The organism is Microbulbifer mixtoriginis (SeqCode) (assembly GCF_052467515.1).
The window spans coordinates 2,995,394-3,012,221 of record NZ_CP174314.1 but is presented as its reverse complement, the minus strand read 5'-3'; the positions used below and the strand labels follow the sequence as shown (position 1 = coordinate 3,012,221).

Genomic DNA, 16,828 nt, shown 5'->3' with positions numbered 1-16,828 from the left:
TCGATTCATTCTGGGTGGCTTTTGATTCCAATATGGAAATAGAAGATCTTGAAAAATTTCTTGTTATTGCCGCGACAGAAAACCTGCAGCGCTCGGCAGATCGTTTAGATACAACGCCAGGGGCCTTAAGTAAGGTTTTACGTCGCCTGGAGACGGCGCTGAATACTCGCGTGTTCGACCGGGTAGGCAAGCAAATCCGACTAAATGATGCTGGGCGCCGGCTACAAGGTAAAGCGGCTGAGATCACTTCCATTGCACGCCAGGTACACTTTGAACTGGGTGAACTGGGTGAACTGGGTAAGTTTTCGGAGTGCCGGGTAGCTGCCCCAGCAGTCTTGCAATTGACTTGGGCTGCATTTATTCAAAACAAGCTGGCAGAAATCCAGCCAAAAGCGTGCCTTTCATTGACTTCCGCCTATGAATCCTTGGCCCTGAGAATGCTGGTTAGGGGAGAGGTAGATTTGGCCATGATTACCGGTGCGCTGTTGGGGCAGGTCCCCGCCCAGATAACAACGCGTAAGCTGGGTACAGAAAGTTTGTGTATTGTCGCGGGCCCCGGCCACCGGTTGGTTTCTGGGGAGTGGGCAAATGCGGAAGTGCCAATCGAAGTTGTCCAGCAGTATCCCTTTGCGGCCCCTAGAATCTCTCCTTTCTGTGGCGAGGAAAGGGGTATTGGCAGTGACGGGTGGGGGGATAACCTACCTGCCCGCAAGGTCCAGGTTGTGGTAAATGATTACGGTGTATTGTGCGGCCTGGTAAAAACGGGACACTTTCTTGCCTTATTGCCAGAGGGGCTGGCAGAGGATATCGGTGGGGCAAAAATCGATGTTGCTGGCAACTTTACTGAGCCCAGAGAAGAGATTTTTATTGCTTGGCGAGGGGGAAGTGATGGTTGGTTAGAGGATTTGGCTCAGGCCCTCTCAAGAATTGAGGGGCTCAATTAGCGCCCCTCTTATTTGGCTTTGTCAGGAGTTAACTTTTAGGGGTTAACTAGAAGGTGCCTGGGGTGGGCAGGGCGTTCCCGCAGCTATCCAGCCTTTCAATGCCTCAACTAGCTTGCCGTGGGGGATATTGACGGGTTCTCGTTTACCCCCAGGGTTCCATCCCCATAAAGCTAGGGGGTTCTCACTCATAAACAGCATCAATTGCTCTGGGGAGCGGCCGCCATTGTCCTGGGGAGTGGTTAACAGCGCACAGATTTGGGCCGAGGACATACGAGACCAATTAAGGGTTATTGGAGCCATGGCCCAGCCGGGTGCACCGGGTGCGCCTGTCACAGGGTTGTTCTGGTCAGAGTGGCAGTTACTGCAGCGCATTGTCCCCATCCCCATATTTTCGGGTCCTCGCTCAACCCGGGGTACATGGGGGGAGCCCTGATTAATAAGTGGCAATTCCAGCTGGTGACAGTTTAAGCAGCGGGGGTGCAGGAGAACTTCGACAATCGTCTCCCAGTCTTGATGCCCGGTATTATCAACCTGGGAAGTTTGTGACTGGCTATCCTGACCAGTAGTGTCCTGTCGGTTTCCACATCCTGTAAATACCAGTAATAAAAGAAGACTTATTGTTATGTGGCGCAATAAGTCTACCTCTTGCCGCAGTTTCATTTAGCTGTTCCTCATTTCCTATGAGAATGCCCTGTACATCATTGTGGCAGATAGCGGGAGACTGTTAGGCAACTAAATGTACCTGGCAGTGATCGAAGTGACGGCTTAATGTGAGGCTAATTTGACCTTCTGGTCACGCCTATCCTTTGACGCTCTCTTACACGTGGTAAGATAGGCCGGATATAAATGTTTGATTTAGATGACAGTGGGGCGCTATTCGGCGCTCAGAGGAGAGAATATGTCCTGGTTAGGGGCGGGTATAGGTGCCGGATTTGGTTTTATGTTTGGGGGCCCTATTGGTGCGGCCTTGGGTGCCTGGATAGGTAGCTCCTTTGGTTCTGGCCTCAAACGACTGGGTAATGCCGCTGCGGTTCTGAATAGGGAAGGGGCCCAGAAAGTTTTTATCGTTACCCTGTTTTCCATGCTGGCGAAGATGGCTAAGGCGGATGGCCAAGTATCCAAAGCAGAAGTTCAGCTGATTGAGGATTTTATTCAGAATAATCTTCGTCTGGGGGCTGAGGATCGTAAACATGCCATCAAGATTTTTGAGAATGCGAAAACGGATAAGTACAGCATTTACGATTACGCCAAACAGTATCGGATGTTGGTGCAGAATCAGGCGATGCGGGAAATGGTTTATCGCCTTCTATTTGCAGTGGCGTATGCTGATGGTGAATTACATGCTTCTGAAGAGGTAATTCTCAGGAAAATTACCGCGGATCTTGGTTTACATGAATCGCTTTTTGATGCCATGCAAAATCAATTTGGACATGGGAGGGGAGGCAGTGCTTCCGATCTTCAGCAGCATTACGCAGTGCTTGGTTGCACTGAGGAAACTAGCGATAAGGATTTAAAACTGGCCTATCGCCGCAAGGCTGCTGAGTATCACCCTGATAAGATCGCTTCCAAGGGGCTTCCAGAGGAGTTTATGCGCCACGCTGAAGATCAAATGAAGAGTATCACCGTTGCTTATGAAGCAATTGTTGATGCGCGAAAGAGTAAGGCAAAAGTTGTCAGTTAATCCTGGTGTGGTATCAGCGTATTAGAGCTTGCCAAACAGCGGGATAATCTGTTGGTAATTTAGCGGTTTGCCCTGGCTAGATATTACATAGGTTGATTGTTTAAGCGCAATTTTTGAATTTAAAAATCTGTATTATCATCTGGAACACTGCGAAGAGAGTTTATGAGTCTTGCAAAGCAAATTGAAGAAAAGTTAACTGCCAATTTCCATCCCCAATTTATTGAGGTTCAATGCGAAAGTCATTTGCATAATGTCCCGGCAGGATCTGAAATGCACTTTCGTGTGGTGCTTGTGAGTGAGGTTTTTGATTCCGTTCGGAAAGTCCAGCGTCATCAAAAGGTTTATGCGGCGCTTGCGAGTGAAATGGCTGGCCCGATCCACGCCCTTGCTCTTCATACTTATGCGCCGGATGAGTGGGATGGCGATGCTCCACAAAGTCCTGAATGCCAGGGTGGCAGCAAGAAAGGGTAAGTAGCAGCAGAGTTTAGCTAGCAAGCTCTAGAATTTTTTTTGCAAATTTAACCTGCTATTTCTCGCAGGTTTTAGTGGCGCCCCTTCCTCAGAAGTACACTATGGATTGGGGCGTTTGAGATCAAAAAGTTGGCCGGGGTTCCACTGGATTGAATAGCCTGAATCCCTTTCGCCAGTAAAGTCACAATTTCCCTATGTATCTGTTTGTTGTTTCTTATTTACCTTTTACTGGCTAATTAACCTCTGTGTGCGTCCAGTTGGATTTTACTTCTCCCGAAATATCATAACTTGGCGCTTTTCGGCGTCTCTGTCTTTTTCTTTGAGTGAGAATATTTCAGCTCCTGTTCAAAACAGGTTGTGGAATTCGAAGCAGTGCACGTTGTCCAAATTTGCAGTGCAGTAATAATGGGTGTCGTTGGTTTTCTTTTGGAAGCAATACCAATATGTGAATTTCAACGACAAAGGATATTTTGTGTGCCATAAAAACGTAGAATTATATTTGAGCGCCAACATTTGTTTGTTTTTTCTACATCTGTGATTTCGTGCGACTAGACTGACCATTGATTGGGCTGATTGCTGTTTGATCTGCTGAATATCAATGGAGTTACCACAAATGAAGATGACGCGTATTCTGATCCCCGTTATGACGCCCCTCGCCTTAGCAATCTCTAGTGTCGCTTCGGCAGGACCTGCTGGCTATGCCCCACCACCCCCTCCTCCTACCCAGGAGTTTAAGATACGGATTGGCGGTTCATACTGGTCACCAAACTCAGACAATGTAACCTTTGCTGATCGGTGGCTGCGCTTTTACGATGACGATGATTATGATGATGACTATCATCGTTTCCGTGATTGGGGTGCTTTCCGAACCAATCTTGATCCAGATGGCGAGTGGGGTTGGTTTATTAATGCTGAATGGAAGCCTATCGATCACTGGAGTGTTTCACTGAGTTACCAGCAAGGCGATCGCCATACTGGTGGTAGTCGTGATCCCTGGCTTTATCGTTTTTGGGATGATGACTGGGATGACGATATATTATTTGATCGTCGTCGTCGCGGTGATTTTGCTCGTTGGAAGCCCCAAACGACTGCTGCATACCTGAATTGGTATCCACTGGATCCCAGCTGTTTGGTGCAGCCTTATATTGGTATCGGTATTAACTATACCGACTTTAGTGATGAACGCCTAAGACACTGGGGCTTCTGGCATCGTAACGATGATGATGATCTGGTTTTCCGTGACTGGGATGGCCGTGTGAATTTTGGCGATAGCTGGGGTTATACATGGCAAATTGGTGTTGATTTCACCTTTGGTCACGATAGTAGCTGGCTGATCAATCTGGCAGCTATTTACTATGATGTCACTACCGATGTTGAAGTAGATACCTTCTATCGCAACTTCCGTGATGATGATGATGACTTCGGTCGCTTTTGGGAGCACAGATTCGGTGGCGACTACGAGTTTGATCCCTGGGTGTTCCAAATCGGTGTAGGCTATAAGTTTGATTTCAACTGGTAATCACTCTTATCCTTTGAAAAGGGGCGCGTTGCGCCCTTTTTTAATGGTTTTATAAATATTTGGAGGGTGAAGTTGAGGTTATTCTGAGTTGTGTTTAGCGACTTTAACCTAACCTTCTTCCGTACCTGCTGCATTTATTTTTTCTAAATTTGTCTCGGTATTTTCGAATTTTTCCTTTCCATTCATCCATTTTTTTACCTGATCCGCCCTTTTTCCTTTTTTCCTGGTAGTGCTCAATTTTATTACTCCAGCTTTGGCACTGTTTCAGCGTCGCACTCTGGGCTAGAGCTATAGAAGATGTAGAGAGCGTAAGCAAGAAAAAAGGTAAGGCTGAAAATACTTTTATTTTTGTTTTTTTATGGGTTCTTTGAAACATATCTATCTCCTAAGATTGCTGGGCTTATGTTATTGCCGATACATCAAGGGAGGCTTGATTGTTTAGGTGGGGAAGGAGTGCTTAAACGGTTAAAGGGCGGGTATCCGCCCCTAACTTTAATAATTAGCCATTGCTAGGGAAACTGTATTGTGCTCCCTCTCTCACCCCACTTGCCGGCCAACGCTGGGTGATGGTCTTACGCTTGGTATAGAATCTTACAGAATCAGGTCCATAAGCGTGCAGGTCCCCAAATAAGGAGCGCTTCCAGCCGCCGAAGCTGTGGTGTGCAACAGGTACTGGCAAAGGCACATTGATGCCGACCATGCCTACTTTAATGTTATCACTAAAGTAACGGGCAGCTTCCCCATCCCGAGTAAATAAACAAGTACCGTTACCGTACTCGTGAGCATCAATGATATTCATCGCTTCCTGCATGGTATCTACACGCATTACGCAGAGGACGGGACCAAAAATTTCACTGCGGTGTATCGCCATCTCCTCGGTAACACGATCAAATAGGCAGGCTCCCAGATAATTGCCACTTTCGTAGCCTGGAACCTTCATATTGCGGCCATCTACTACCAGCTCCGCGCCTTCTTCGATACCGGCACTGATTAAGCCTTCCACCTTGTTTAGGTGTGCTTGGGTAACCAAAGGTCCCATATCGTTTTGGTTGTTCATGCCATCGCCAATCTTTAGTTGGGCAATTTGCTCTTTAAGCTTTGCTACTAAAGCGTTGGCTGTTTCATCGCCAACCGCAACGGCTACAGAAATAGCCATACAACGCTCGCCACAGGAGCCGAAGGCAGCACCCATTAATGCGGCTACCGCATTGTCCAAGTTGGCATCTGGCATCACGATGGTGTGATTTTTTGCGCCACCGAAGGCCTGAACTCTTTTGCCGTGGGCAGTCCCTGTGGTGTAGACATATTCTGCAATTGGAGTTGAGCCTACAAAGCTTACCGCTTGAATACGCTTGTCTGTCAGTAGTGTATCTACTGCCTCTTTGTCGCCGTTGACGACATTTAAAACCCCGGCAGGGATACCGGCCTCGATACCCAGTTCGGCGATAAATAGGGCGGAGGAGGGGGTGCGTTCAGAAGGCTTTAAGATAAAGGTATTGCCGCAGGCAATCGCCATTGGCCACATCCATAAAGGCACCATGGCGGGAAAGTTAAACGGGGTGATTCCCGCACAGACGCCCAGAGGCTGGAATTCACTCCAGGAGTCAATAGCCGGGCCTACATTCTTACTATGCTCGCCTTTGAGCATCTCTGGGGCAGAGCAGACATATTCAATATTCTCGATGCCCCGCTGCAGTTCACCCATGGCATCATTGAGCACTTTGCCGTGTTCCAGAGTGATCAGCTCGCAGATCTTCTCCGCATTTTCTTCCAGCAGGTCGCGCAAGCGGTACATGATACGTACACGCTTTGCTGTGGGTAGGTTGCGCCAGGCGGGGTAGGCAGCTTCTGCTGCAGAGATAGCCTCTTCAACGGTAGCTTTGCTGGCCAGCGCGACCTTGCCGATTATTTCATTAGTTGAGGGATTGGTTAGGTCTTGTAGGCGAGGGTGCCGGGCCGAATCGAGTTTGCCATTAATCAGGTGACCAATAACTTTCATGGTTTCCTCTCGTTGGGGATTTATACGTTATTTTTTACCTCTTTGTGCCTTTGTAACACAGGTAACCCCAGGTGGGAAAATTCATCAGTTGTTGTAGCCCGAAATAGAATGGACCTCTTGTACCACTTTAATTTCTTACTAATTTAATGAGTTTTTGGTCCTTAATCATGTTTGGGGAAGCCCCTAAGTACGGCGAGAAAAGCATCGCCGAAACGTTCCAATTTGCTATCGCCAACACCGGAGATGGCTAGGAGTTCACTGTGGGTTTGCGGGTGTGCTTTAACCATTCCGCGCAAGGTGGCATCGTGAAAGACGACATAAGGCGGTACCCCGCGCTCTTCGGCCAGTTGTTTACGGCAGTTGCGAAGTGCTAGCCAGAGGGGCTCCTCTTCTGGCTCTAGATCTTCCAGAACTGCCGTATTTCGGGTTTGCGCGCGAGGGGCTTTCTTGGGGAGTTTGCGCAGTTGCAGTTTTTCCTCTCCGCGTAGTAATGGGCGGCAGTTTTCTGTGAGTTTGAGCCCCTGGAATTCACCTTCAACTTCCAAATAGCCTCTTACAATCAATTGGCGCACCACAGCCTTCCACTCACTGCCGCTGAAATCCTTGCCAATACCGTGGGTAGTGAGCTGGTCGTGGTTGAACTTGCGAACCTTTTCATTATCTGAGCCCCGCAGTACGTCAATGACATGACTGGCGCCAAAGCGTTGTCCTGTGCGGTAAACGCAGGAAATCAACTTGATAGCGGCTTCGCTGCCATCCCAGGTAGCGGGCGGCTCCAGGCAGATATCACAGTTGCCACAGGGTTGCTCGAGAGTTTCAGCAAAATAATGCAACAGTGCCTGACGTCTGCAGCTGGTCATTTCGCATAGCCCCAGCATGGCATTGAGGCGTGTGCGTTCATGGCGTTTGTGCTCTTCACTACCTTCGGAAGATTCCACCATTTGTCCGAGTTTGACTACATCTTCCAGGCCATAGAGCAATAATGCTATAGAGGCGTCTCCATCGCGTCCCGCTCGCCCGGTTTCCTGATAGTAGGCCTCGACGCTTTTGGGCAGGTCTAGATGCACAACAAAGCGCACATCCGGCTTGTCGATACCCATACCGAAAGCAATGGTTGCGACCACGATTACCCCTTCCTCGCGTAAAAAGCGACGCTGATGTTCTGCGCGGGTTTCCGCCGGCAGGCCCGCATGATAAGGCAGGGCGGTATAGCCCTGCTGGCTGAGCCATTCGGCGGTATTTTCCACTTTGGCGCGGGACAAGCAGTACACGACGCCTGCTTGGCCTTCCTGTCCATTTTTTAGAAATTGCAGGAGCTGTCGTCGCTGGTTGTCCTTGGGCTCGATCCGGTATTGGATATTTGGCCGGTCGAAACTGCTCACAAAGTGCCGAGCGTTTTCCAAATCGAGGCGCAGGGCAATCTCCGCGCGGGTGCGTTTGTCCGCCGTAGCAGTCAGCGCTATGCGCGGTACTCTGGGAAACTGCTCGTGCAAACAGCTGAGTTGCAGGTAATCAGCGCGGAAGTCATGGCCCCATTGGGAGACACAGTGAGCCTCATCAATGGCAAACAATGAGAGTTCTACTCTCTGGAGAAGAGCCAAGGTTCTGGGTTGTAGCAGGCGTTCCGGGGCCAAATAGAGCAAGTCGAGTTCGCCGTACAGTAACTGGTTCTCAATGGCCTGGGCCTCGTCATAGGAGATGGAGGAGTTGAGGTAGGCGGCTCGAATACCGGCTTCCTGCAGGGCTTCCACCTGGTCCTGCATCAGGGCAATTAGTGGAGAGATCACTACGCCGCAACCGGGCCTGGCCAAGGCAGGAATCTGGTAGCACAGAGATTTGCCGCCTCCGGTGGGCATAAGTACCAGGGCGTCATCGCCGGCCATTAGTGTATTGATTACCGTTTCCTGAGGATCGCGGAAGTGGGTATAGCCGAAGACGTGTTCGAGAATATGTTGTGGGGAATTCATGGCGGCGGAGTATACCCCGCGTAGCGACTTTGTGCGGTGGGTTTTAGGATGGGGTTGCCTTGAAATACCGTGCAATGGCAGCTTAGGAGTTGTGACTGAATTCACGGGTTATAATCACATCTCACCCCGCATCTCATCACAGCGATCGCCTAAGGATAGGTCTATGCGCACATTGATCGTGCTTTTTGTGTTGTGGTTGACAGTTCTGGCCGGGCTTTCTGGCTGTTCCTCTAGTGCTCCGCGTAGTTTTGCGCAATCTGTTGTAGCGGATACTCATCTGGGCTGGCGGCCAGCACCGGAGAATCAGTTAGTTTTCTCCCTGGCGACAGTTTCTGGTGTCGCGCAGGTCGAGCTGCAGCCGTTACCGGAGCAATTTACTCTGGTAACTTTGGAACTCCCCGGCATGCGCAATGTGGAAGGGATTCAATGGCAGGGTGAAGAGGGGGAATCCACCATGCTTTACGATGGGCAGGCCGGGCTTGATGGCGTCAGCTTGCAGAGTCGTGATCATGGTTTTCGGCTGCAGTTGCAGCTCTCCTCTATGGACTACTTGCGCAATGGTGGTGTGCTGACGGTGATAGACCGCAGGCGCTAACTTTATTGGACTGTGCTTTTTCTAAACCCCAGCCCTTCAGGCCGGATCAGGTATAATTGTTTCCAAAATTTTCCTGTTACCCAGAGCCCATTTCGCTTCTTATCCCAGGCGATCCCATTGGCAACCGTGTCAGGGTGTTTACGGACATCGGGATTTAACCGATTCAGGTCAACAGCACCGCGCACTTCTCCGCTTATGGGGTCTATGGCGATGATGCGGCTGTCTTGCCAGATATTGGCCCAGATCAGGCCCTCGGCGAATTCCAGCTCATTCAGATTCGACCAGACCTCCCCGGCGCCATGTACCTTGAGTTGGCGCTTGACTTCAAAAGTATCTGGATCGCGGTAGGTCAGTTTATTACTGCCATTACTCATAATCAGGGACTTGCCGTCACTGGTAAGGCCCCAACCCTCGCCGTTGTATTGCTTAACCTCCAAATGTTGTAGGTTGCTGGCATTGTAAATATGTAGCTCACCGGCTTTATAAGTCAGTAGGTAGAGCTTATCGCCCAGAACAGTAAGACCTTCGGCAAATAGTCTGCCCGGCAACCACTTTCGCCTTACAGGTTTTTCACTGGGGTCGGTATACTCGGCAAGCCAGGAACGACGGTAAAGGCCACTGCTTTCCCACCAGCGCTGGCCATCGAAATAAAGCCCCTGGGTGAAATGATTCCCACCACGTTGACGCTCCTCCAGAATGGAGAAGGGGGTTGCTTTCAATTGTGCTTGTGCTGCTATTGGCAGCAGGCAGGATAAGAGCAGCAGTATGTAGCTGCGGATAGTAAGTCGGTACATCAATTATCTATGACCAGAGTAAAAACTTTTGTCACCTTGACCCTTTTGGGTGGTTTGGCGGTAGTGCTGCCCATCGCAATCTTAGTACTTTTATTCCAGTGGCTGTTTGGCCAGGTCAGCGAAATTGTCGCCCCCGCCGTTACCTGGCTGGAAGCCCATACGGAGTTTAAGGATACCCTCGCCAGACTTGTGGTGATAGCACTGATTCTTGGGGGTTGTTTCTTGATTGGTCTATTGGTTAAGACCAGCATTGGTAACTGGCTACACCGCCATGTTGACCACTGGCTTGGTCGCCTGGCACCTGGGTATAGCACTATTAAAGATTTGGTTGTGCAATTTATTGGCGGTGGTGGTGAGGGGGTACTTTCCGGGCCTGTGGCTCGGGTGCGTATCCACGGTGCAGATAATCCGCTTGCGGTAACGGCGATAGTGACCTCTCAGCATGCCAATGGTGAGATGACGGTTTACGTGCCAACGGCTCCAGTACCCACTTCGGGTTTTGTTTTCCATGTGCCGGCGGAGTGTGTGGAAATACTGCCCGGTGTTAGCGTTGAGGCTGCCATGAAAACCATCGTGGCCTGTGGCGCCGGTAGCGCTAGTCTGCTGGCCCCGCCGGGGAGGCCTCAGGCAGGCAAAGTTTAGGGAGGGGCGCTTAAAAGCTCTGAGATAAGAGGAGCTTAAGCCACACTCGACTAGCGATTTTTACCCAGGTTGCGGATGGCAAAGCGCGCTGGATGCAGGGCTTTCGCCAGATCTGCGCTAACAGGTAGGGGCCCGCCCATAATCCAGCTGGCGAGTACTTCGGCGGTTAGCGGTGCGTAGGTAAAACCGCGGGAGCCCAGGCCGCCCATTACATAAAGTCCCGCCTGATAATCTGAGTGCTCGGGGATGAATAATTTGCGGTTTTTACGCAAACTTGCGTAAGTGTTGTCCATGGATGCCCAGTCGGGAATTGGTCCGGCAACTGGCAAGTAATCCGGTGTAGCGGCGCGCAGTGCGGCGCGGCCATTGAAATCCTGGCTGGAGAATTCCTCGGCAAAGTGTGGCAGCAGTTCTGCCAGTGTCTGCAGGTTCTCCTTGTGTTCACTTTCCCGTAACTCTGTGGCGGTTTCCTTGAGCTTGAAGGTGGCGCCGAAGCTTTGGCGCCCCTCGTGGGCCGGAGTGATATAGCCTTCACCACAGAGGGCAATTTTTAACTTTGCGGAGACCTCAGTGGCGTGCACGCGCGATACCTGACCGCGTATTGGTCGCAGGGGTAGGGCTTCAGCCGGTGCAAAGCTGCGGATATCATTGGCCCCACAGAGAATGACCGCTTCAGTTTCTATTTCTTTGTCTTCGATACGCAGGAACCACTTGCCATATTGGCGCGTCAGTGTTTCTACGGCACTGCCCTGATATCGAGTGATGTTTCGGTGTTCCAGTAGCGCAGCACATACCTTTTGGGGTTCCAGCCAGCCTGCATTGGGGAAGTAGAGCCCGTCAAAAGGAAGATCTACGCCGGCGAGCTGACAGGCCTCCTCAGGGGTAACCATTCTGGCCAGGTTTTGCCCTTGGTGTTCTGCCAGGCTAGCCTCGATCTGTTTCTGTAGCAGCTTCTCCCTGTCACTCTGAGCCAGTTGCAAGAGGCCGTTAAAATGTGCGAGCCGTGGGCAGTGCTGTTTGTAAAAGCGCTGGGCGAACATCAGGGCATGCAGGTTGAAGTCCCCATTGGGGCCCGGTTTGGGGGAGAGCTTGCCGTAGAGTATGCCCTGGTCGTTGCCGGAGCCGCCGCTGCCGGGGGTAGGTCCGCGCTCAATAATTTGTACTTGTACACCGCGCTCTGCCAGTGCTCTGGCAATGGTGGCGCCGGAAATACCGCCACCGATCACTGTGGCAGATTGCGGATGCTGTGCTTCGGTGCTGGGTAGGTGCCAGGGGGTACTGTGCTGCTGGCAGTCGTGAAACTGCTCCAGGGTGCCGCACAGCATTTCCCGCTTGCTGCCAAATCCCGCTACTTTGCGCAGGGCGAAGCCCGCCTCGCGCAGGCCACGCTTAACCAGCCCCGCACAGGTAAAGGTGGCGAAAGTGGCGCCAGGTTGACTCAGGCGGGCCATATTGGTGAATAGCTCTTCAGTCCACATGTCAGGGTTTTTGGCCGGCGCAAAACCATCCAGAAACCAGGCATCGACGTACCGATCGCGGTTCTCTTGTTGTAAGCGCAGGCTTTCTAAAGCCTGGCTGGCCTCCCCAATAATCAGGGTCAGTTTTACTGGACCGAACTGCAGGCGGTGAACACCTTCGGCCAATAATGGCGGGTAGGCTTCAATCAGTAGCTGGGAGTAGGCCTGCAGTTGTGGCCATAGTGCCAGGGCGCGCTGCAAATCCTGGGGGTGCAGGGGGAATTTCTCCACACTAATAAAGTGGAGCTGCGCATTTTTCGGAGCGGTTTTCTGCCATAGCTCCCAGGCGGCGAGATAGTTTAAGCCGGTGCCAAAGCCGGTTTCGCCGATAGTAAAAGTGGCATTCTCGGGCAGGGTCGCCCAGCGTTCCGCCAGGGCATTTTGTTGCAGGAATACGTAGCGAGTTTCCTCCAGACCGGAAGCTGTGGAGAAATAGATATCGTCATAGGCGAGGGACAGGGGTTGACCGTCTTCGCGCCATTGGATGTCCGCGTGTTTGCCGGATTTGCTCACTTCACTAATATCCTCAGGCCCCGTCCTTAAGGCCGAATTCATGCATTACCTGGTCACACCAGCGGCCAATACGCTCTTCACTGAGGTCAAATTCATTCTCTTCATCGAGGGCGAGGCCGACAAATTGGCTGCCATCTTCGGTCAGTCCTTTGGATTCCTCAAATTCATAGCCCTCGGCAGGCCAGTAACCTACGGCGCGGGCGCCGCAGGCGAGCAGTTGGGCATGCAAATAGCCCAGGGCATCCTGGAACCACTGTGGATAGCCTTCCTGGTCCCCGAGCCCAAACAGAGCAAAAGTCTTACCGCTCAGATCGAGCTCGGCCAGGTCGTCCCAGATATTCTCCCAGTCTTCCTGCAGTTCACCGTAATCCCAGGTGGGAATGCCAAATAGTAGGAAATCGTAGCTTTCGGCCAGGGCAATATCCGCTTCGGCTACGTTGTGTAGGTCGATCCACTGGGGGCCAATGTATTGGCGGATTTTTTCTGCAGCCATTTCGGTGTAGCAGGTGCTGGAACCGTAAAACAGGCCTATTGGAGCTTGGGAGCTTGGCATAACAAAAAATTCTTACTGCTGGTCTATGGCGCCGTTGAAGTCGAGCTGTCGCCAGGCTTCATAGATCACAATGGCGGCGGCGTTGGACAGGTTGATACTGCGGCTCTCGGCGCGCATAGGAATGCGCAGGGTGTTCTCTGGGCCCACCATTTGTAGAAACTCCGCCGGCAGGCCGCGAGTTTCGGGGCCAAACACAATCGCATCGCCGTCTTGGTATTCCACTGAGGTATGGCTGTGGCTGCCTTTAGTGGACAGGGCCAACACCCGCGAAGGTTTCTCACTATCGACAAAAGCCAGCCAGTCTGGGTGTCGAACCACGCGGCTGTATTCACTGTAATCAAGCCCGGCGCGGCGCAGGCGTTTGTCGTCCATATCGAAGCCAAGGGGTTCGATTAGGTGTAGCTCGGCGCCAGTATTGGCGCAAAGTCGAATAATATTGCCTGTGTTCGGGGCAATTTCCGGTTGGAATAGAACAATTTTGAACATTACTTGGCGGATGCCCTGGAGCGGTACTATCTAGCTTGAATGATTTGAGCCGGGCGGTGGGCCCGGCTCCGCATGGCAGCGGATTATTCCATAATTAGAGGGGAGTGGCGATCTCCTCGCAGTCGATCTCCACCCCCAGCTCATTGGCGATCTGGTCGAGTTCGTCGCGCAGGCCATCGAGATCCATATCTTCATCCACATTGATCTTGCACTCGGCAGTAAACAGAGGCTCGCCACTCCACGGAGTACTACTGTAAGTAGTTTCCAACTGATCCATATTGATATGGTGGGCGCTGAGTGCGCGGGATATTTCCCGCACAATACCGGGGCGGTCGTTGCCTACCAGCTTCAATGTCAGTGTCTGTTGAGGCTTAGTGGAAACGGCGATCGCGTCTTCAACGATCAGGTTATAGCCATCCTGGGCGAGGCTAGTGAGGGCGACCTTTAAGCCTTGGGTTTTGTCACCGGGAACAGCAACGCGCAATATACCGGCAAATTTTCCGGCAAAATGGGCCATATGGCTGTCTTCCCAGTTGCCACCGTTATCCGCAATGACTGCAGAAAGCTTTTCCACAACACCGGGCTTATCGTTGCAGATCATGGAGATAACGAGATGCTGTTGCATATAGTGTTCCTTTGCTTCAGTGGAGACGTATCATTTGCATTGTAATAGGATCTCGTCGGATAACTCTATCGTCCAATCTCAAAGCCATTTTTCTTTTCCCGGTAACAGGTAACTTAGCGAGGGACTGTCAATGAAGGTCATTGCCGATTTGTGCGTGATACCCATGGGTGTGGGGGTGTCTGTCAGTAGGTATGTTGCGGAGTGTGAAAAAGTACTGGCGGAAGCCGGACTGACACACCATCTACATGCCTATGGCACCAACATAGAAGGGGACTGGGATACGGTGATGGCTGCGGTAAAAACCTGCCATGAGCGAGTACACGCGATGGGCGCCGATCGCATCACTACCAGTCTGAAATTGGGAACCCGTATAGACCGGGAACAGTCATTACAGGATAAGATCGACAGTGTGCGATCGAAGCTGGATTAACGATAACAACACAGGAACGATTATGACGATCAATATCAAGAAATCTCTGCTCGCTCTGGCCGGCGCTCTGGCCCTGGCTGGTGGCGCCCAGGCTGCCGACTTGAATTCTGTTATTCAGGGGGATCACCGCAGCAAAGAGTACGTTGCGCGAGACCAGTACCGTAACCCGGCAGAAACCCTGGAATTTTTGGGCATTAAGCCAGATATGACGGTAGTGGAGGTTACTCCTGGCGGTGGCTGGTATACAGAAATCCTAGGGCCCTACCTGGGCAAGAAGGGCAAGCTCTATGCGGCGCACTTCCCCGAGGATAGCGAGTCTTCTTACTATCAACGTTCTTTGAAGAGCTTTAAAGACAAGCTAGCTGCCGACAAGAAGGCCTATAAGAATGTCGTAGTGACCGAGTTTTCACCGCAAACTGGCCGTGAGATAGCCCCAGCAGGCAGTGCCGATGCGGTGGTGACTTTCCGCAACGTACACAACTGGATGTACCGCGGTTATGAAGATAAGGCTTTTGCCAGCTTTTACAGCGCTCTGAAACCCGGCGGTGTTCTCGGTGTGGTTGAGCATCGCGCCAAGCCTGGTACCAGTAAAGAGGATATGGTCAAGAGCGGTTATGTGACTCAGGAGTATGTTATCGAAGCAGCCAAGAAGGCTGGTTTTGAGTTGGAAGAGAGCAGTGAGGTCAACGCCAACCCGAAAGATAGCGCCAAGCACCCGAAAGGTGTCTGGACTTTGCCACCCTCTCTCCGCTTGGGTGATGAGGACAAAGACAAGTACCTGGCCATCGGCGAGAGTGACCGCATGACTCTGCGCTTCCGCAAGCCAAAATCCTAAGTTTAAATAACCACTTACCAGTACAGGTAAACACCGGGAGCGGCGCTCGTCGCTCCCATCTCACCCGGATATGAAAGTTGTATGATCATTCCCTTTGCGCAGTTGGATCCCAACACTTTGCAGAACCTATTGGAAGAGTATGCTACCCGTGAGGGCACCGAGTATGGTGAGCGCGAGGTGGAACTACCGGAGAAGGTGGCTAGCCTGCGCCGTCAGTTGCAGTCCGGTGACGTGGTAATTTGGTTCGATCCCGGCGAGGAGACAGTCAATCTGGTGCTGGCCGAGGATCTGCCTACCGATGTCTGAATACCTCATTGATGAGCCTCAAGCTCCTAAAGCGCGCTTTCTGTTTGCCCATGGTGCCGGTGCGCCCATGGACAGTGAATTTATGCAGACGTTGGCCACTGGGTTGTGTGAGCAGGGTATCGAAGTGGTGCGTTTCGAGTTTCCCTATATGGCCCAGCGCCGCAGCGGAGGTGGCAAGCGGCCGCCTAACACTATGTCGCAGTTACAGGAGAACTTTAACGCCCAGATTGAGCAGTTTGCCGGTGATTTACCCCTGTTTATTGGGGGCAAGTCGATGGGAGGGCGGGTAGCGAGCCTCCTGGCCAATGACAGCTATGCGCAGGGGGTGGTTGCCGGACTTATCTGCCTGGGGTATCCATTTCACCCCCAGGGCAAGCTGGAGAAGCTCCGCACTGAGCACCTGCTAGATTTTGCCTGCCCCACTTTGATTGTGCAGGGAGATCGCGATCCACTTGGCAGCCTTGCAGAGGTGAATACTTATGGATTGGCGGAGGCTATTGAGATTGAGTGGCTTGCCGATGGTGACCACGATTTTAAGCCCCGTCGCGCGAGTGGATTTACCCAAGCCCAACACTGGCAGACTGCGGTGGATAAAGTGGCGGGGTTTATGCAGCGGTTTCCAGGATCGTGACGCGCTCTTCCCCCACTAGCAGTGGGGCCAACTGGGCCATTTGGGCGCGTCGCTCCTCGCTGGTGTACCAGTGTTGCCAGTGCAGTTCTGACTGCCACTTAGACAGGGTAAAGCGGCGCAATGGATTGCCCTTTTCGATATAGGTCTGTCCCTCGATAAAACCGACGGTGCGGTAGGCACAGGTAAGGACTCTTCGTGCGGCCTCCTCGTAGCTGCTCTGCATTTCGGCGGCAATTTCTCGCTCAATCAATACATAGATCATCATCTCCCCACAATGCGATAGGGCCTAAATGGATTTTAGCGCGGCTGTCAGCGGAAGA

Annotated in this window: 20 protein-coding genes; 10 read left to right on the top strand and 10 right to left on the bottom strand. The window is 51.8% G+C overall.

From position 1 onward, the window contains the following. The first annotated feature begins 32 nt into the window (after positions 1-32). Positions 33-944, top strand: a complete 912-nt coding sequence (locus tag ACJJIT_RS12950; protein ID WP_444898640.1) for a LysR family transcriptional regulator — start codon at positions 33-35, stop codon at positions 942-944. 42 nt (positions 945-986) lie between these two features. Here the strand turns inward: ACJJIT_RS12950 and ACJJIT_RS12945 are convergent, their stop codons facing one another. Then, entirely contained in the window at positions 987-1,604 is a 618-nt protein-coding gene (locus ACJJIT_RS12945; RefSeq protein WP_444898639.1) for a hypothetical protein, read from the bottom strand. Between the two features lie 238 nt (positions 1,605-1,842). On the opposite strand from ACJJIT_RS12945, the gene djlA reads away from it, so the two are divergent. The 3 genes from djlA (at position 1,843) to ACJJIT_RS12930 (ending at position 4,615) form a co-directional block, all read left to right on the top strand. Beyond that, positions 1,843-2,625, top strand: coding sequence for a co-chaperone DjlA (djlA, locus tag ACJJIT_RS12940; RefSeq protein WP_252085261.1), 783 nt, complete (start codon positions 1,843-1,845; stop codon positions 2,623-2,625). Positions 2,626-2,787: 162 nt separating this feature from the next. Next, positions 2,788-3,096, top strand: a complete 309-nt coding sequence (locus ACJJIT_RS12935) for a BolA family protein (protein WP_444888526.1) — start codon at positions 2,788-2,790, stop codon at positions 3,094-3,096. A gap of 613 nt (positions 3,097-3,709) precedes the next feature. Continuing rightward, a complete protein-coding gene (locus ACJJIT_RS12930) occupies positions 3,710-4,615 on the top strand; it encodes an OmpW/AlkL family protein (protein WP_252085263.1) in 906 nt (301 codons plus the stop codon). 103 nt (positions 4,616-4,718) lie between these two features. Here ACJJIT_RS12930 and ACJJIT_RS12925 read toward each other — a convergent pair whose 3' ends face one another. The 3 genes from ACJJIT_RS12925 to recQ form a co-directional block, all read right to left on the bottom strand. Continuing rightward, positions 4,719-4,991, bottom strand: coding sequence for a hypothetical protein (locus ACJJIT_RS12925; protein ID WP_444898638.1), 273 nt, complete (start codon positions 4,989-4,991; stop codon positions 4,719-4,721). Positions 4,992-5,114: 123 nt separating this feature from the next. Further along, entirely contained in the window at positions 5,115-6,614 is a 1,500-nt protein-coding gene (locus tag ACJJIT_RS12920; RefSeq protein ID WP_444898637.1) for a CoA-acylating methylmalonate-semialdehyde dehydrogenase, read from the bottom strand. A gap of 161 nt (positions 6,615-6,775) precedes the next feature. Beyond that, complete coding sequence (gene recQ / locus ACJJIT_RS12915) at positions 6,776-8,581, bottom strand: DNA helicase RecQ (protein WP_444898636.1); 1,806 nt, start codon at positions 8,579-8,581, stop codon at positions 6,776-6,778. Positions 8,582-8,744: 163 nt separating this feature from the next. On the opposite strand from recQ, the gene ACJJIT_RS12910 reads away from it, so the two are divergent. Continuing rightward, positions 8,745-9,176, top strand: coding sequence for a hypothetical protein (locus ACJJIT_RS12910; protein ID WP_444885514.1), 432 nt, complete (start codon positions 8,745-8,747; stop codon positions 9,174-9,176). Between the two features lie 2 nt (positions 9,177-9,178). Here ACJJIT_RS12910 and ACJJIT_RS12905 read toward each other — a convergent pair whose 3' ends face one another. After that, on the bottom strand, positions 9,179-9,970 hold the full coding sequence (locus ACJJIT_RS12905) for a glutaminyl-peptide cyclotransferase (protein WP_444898635.1): 792 nt from the start codon (positions 9,968-9,970) through the stop codon (positions 9,179-9,181). A 9-nt stretch (positions 9,971-9,979) separates the two neighbouring features. Between ACJJIT_RS12905 and ACJJIT_RS12900 the strand changes: the two genes are divergently transcribed. Then, positions 9,980-10,612, top strand: coding sequence for a DUF502 domain-containing protein (locus ACJJIT_RS12900; RefSeq protein ID WP_444898634.1), 633 nt, complete (start codon positions 9,980-9,982; stop codon positions 10,610-10,612). A gap of 50 nt (positions 10,613-10,662) precedes the next feature. Here the strand turns inward: ACJJIT_RS12900 and mnmC are convergent, their stop codons facing one another. From mnmC to ACJJIT_RS12880, 4 genes are all read right to left on the bottom strand, one after another. Further along, positions 10,663-12,642, bottom strand: a complete 1,980-nt coding sequence (gene mnmC / locus ACJJIT_RS12895) for a bifunctional tRNA (5-methylaminomethyl-2-thiouridine)(34)-methyltransferase MnmD/FAD-dependent 5-carboxymethylaminomethyl-2-thiouridine(34) oxidoreductase MnmC (protein ID WP_444898633.1) — start codon at positions 12,640-12,642, stop codon at positions 10,663-10,665. Positions 12,643-12,655: 13 nt separating this feature from the next. Further along, positions 12,656-13,195 (bottom strand): flavodoxin FldB, encoded by a 540-nt coding sequence (fldB, locus tag ACJJIT_RS12890; RefSeq protein ID WP_444885510.1) that lies wholly within the window; start codon positions 13,193-13,195, stop codon positions 12,656-12,658. A 12-nt stretch (positions 13,196-13,207) separates the two neighbouring features. Continuing rightward, a complete protein-coding gene (gene trmL, locus ACJJIT_RS12885) occupies positions 13,208-13,681 on the bottom strand; it encodes a tRNA (uridine(34)/cytosine(34)/5-carboxymethylaminomethyluridine(34)-2'-O)-methyltransferase TrmL (protein WP_444898632.1) in 474 nt (157 codons plus the stop codon). 94 nt (positions 13,682-13,775) lie between these two features. Beyond that, positions 13,776-14,306: a glycine cleavage system protein R gene (locus ACJJIT_RS12880; RefSeq protein ID WP_252085273.1), complete on the bottom strand. Its 531-nt coding sequence runs from the start codon at positions 14,304-14,306 to the stop codon at positions 13,776-13,778. Between the two features lie 130 nt (positions 14,307-14,436). On the opposite strand from ACJJIT_RS12880, the gene ACJJIT_RS12875 reads away from it, so the two are divergent. The 4 genes from ACJJIT_RS12875 (at position 14,437) to ACJJIT_RS12860 (ending at position 16,508) form a co-directional block, all read left to right on the top strand. Beyond that, complete coding sequence (locus ACJJIT_RS12875) at positions 14,437-14,736, top strand: MTH1187 family thiamine-binding protein (RefSeq protein WP_444898631.1); 300 nt, start codon at positions 14,437-14,439, stop codon at positions 14,734-14,736. Between the two features lie 22 nt (positions 14,737-14,758). After that, positions 14,759-15,571, top strand: a complete 813-nt coding sequence (locus ACJJIT_RS12870; RefSeq protein WP_444898630.1) for a class I SAM-dependent methyltransferase — start codon at positions 14,759-14,761, stop codon at positions 15,569-15,571. Positions 15,572-15,652: 81 nt separating this feature from the next. Further along, a complete protein-coding gene (locus tag ACJJIT_RS12865; protein ID WP_252085276.1) occupies positions 15,653-15,877 on the top strand; it encodes a YheU family protein in 225 nt (74 codons plus the stop codon). Then, the gene (locus ACJJIT_RS12860; RefSeq protein ID WP_252085277.1) at positions 15,870-16,508 is read left to right on the top strand and encodes an alpha/beta family hydrolase; all 639 of its coding nucleotides are present in this window, start codon (positions 15,870-15,872) and stop codon (positions 16,506-16,508) included. The genes ACJJIT_RS12865 and ACJJIT_RS12860 overlap by 8 nt, the downstream gene beginning before the upstream one ends. Here the strand turns inward: ACJJIT_RS12860 and ACJJIT_RS12855 are convergent. Beyond that, positions 16,483-16,770: an antibiotic biosynthesis monooxygenase family protein gene (locus ACJJIT_RS12855; protein ID WP_252085278.1), complete on the bottom strand. Its 288-nt coding sequence runs from the start codon at positions 16,768-16,770 to the stop codon at positions 16,483-16,485. The genes ACJJIT_RS12860 and ACJJIT_RS12855 overlap by 26 nt on opposite strands. Positions 16,771-16,828: the final 58 nt, after the last annotated feature.

Coding starts and splice junctions, on each gene's coding strand:
- ACJJIT_RS12870 (WP_444898630.1), top strand. CDS start 14,759: ATGACGATCAATATCAAGAAATCTCTGCTCGCTCTGGCCGGCGCTCTG.
- ACJJIT_RS12925 (WP_444898638.1), bottom strand. CDS start 4,991: ATGTTTCAAAGAACCCATAAAAAAACAAAAATAAAAGTATTTTCAGCC.
- ACJJIT_RS12860 (WP_252085277.1), top strand. CDS start 15,870: ATGTCTGAATACCTCATTGATGAGCCTCAAGCTCCTAAAGCGCGCTTT.
- trmL (WP_444898632.1), bottom strand. CDS start 13,681: ATGTTCAAAATTGTTCTATTCCAACCGGAAATTGCCCCGAACACAGGC.
- recQ (WP_444898636.1), bottom strand. CDS start 8,581: ATGAATTCCCCACAACATATTCTCGAACACGTCTTCGGCTATACCCAC.
- ACJJIT_RS12945 (WP_444898639.1), bottom strand. CDS start 1,604: ATGAAACTGCGGCAAGAGGTAGACTTATTGCGCCACATAACAATAAGT.
- ACJJIT_RS12930 (WP_252085263.1), top strand. CDS start 3,710: ATGAAGATGACGCGTATTCTGATCCCCGTTATGACGCCCCTCGCCTTA.
- ACJJIT_RS12875 (WP_444898631.1), top strand. CDS start 14,437: ATGAAGGTCATTGCCGATTTGTGCGTGATACCCATGGGTGTGGGGGTG.
- ACJJIT_RS12950 (WP_444898640.1), top strand. CDS start 33: ATGGAAATAGAAGATCTTGAAAAATTTCTTGTTATTGCCGCGACAGAA.
- ACJJIT_RS12920 (WP_444898637.1), bottom strand. CDS start 6,614: ATGAAAGTTATTGGTCACCTGATTAATGGCAAACTCGATTCGGCCCGG.
- ACJJIT_RS12865 (WP_252085276.1), top strand. CDS start 15,653: ATGATCATTCCCTTTGCGCAGTTGGATCCCAACACTTTGCAGAACCTA.
- ACJJIT_RS12905 (WP_444898635.1), bottom strand. CDS start 9,970: ATGTACCGACTTACTATCCGCAGCTACATACTGCTGCTCTTATCCTGC.
- ACJJIT_RS12910 (WP_444885514.1), top strand. CDS start 8,745: ATGCGCACATTGATCGTGCTTTTTGTGTTGTGGTTGACAGTTCTGGCC.
- djlA (WP_252085261.1), top strand. CDS start 1,843: ATGTCCTGGTTAGGGGCGGGTATAGGTGCCGGATTTGGTTTTATGTTT.
- ACJJIT_RS12900 (WP_444898634.1), top strand. CDS start 9,980: ATGACCAGAGTAAAAACTTTTGTCACCTTGACCCTTTTGGGTGGTTTG.
- fldB (WP_444885510.1), bottom strand. CDS start 13,195: ATGCCAAGCTCCCAAGCTCCAATAGGCCTGTTTTACGGTTCCAGCACC.
- ACJJIT_RS12935 (WP_444888526.1), top strand. CDS start 2,788: ATGAGTCTTGCAAAGCAAATTGAAGAAAAGTTAACTGCCAATTTCCAT.
- ACJJIT_RS12855 (WP_252085278.1), bottom strand. CDS start 16,770: ATGATCTATGTATTGATTGAGCGAGAAATTGCCGCCGAAATGCAGAGC.
- ACJJIT_RS12880 (WP_252085273.1), bottom strand. CDS start 14,306: ATGCAACAGCATCTCGTTATCTCCATGATCTGCAACGATAAGCCCGGT.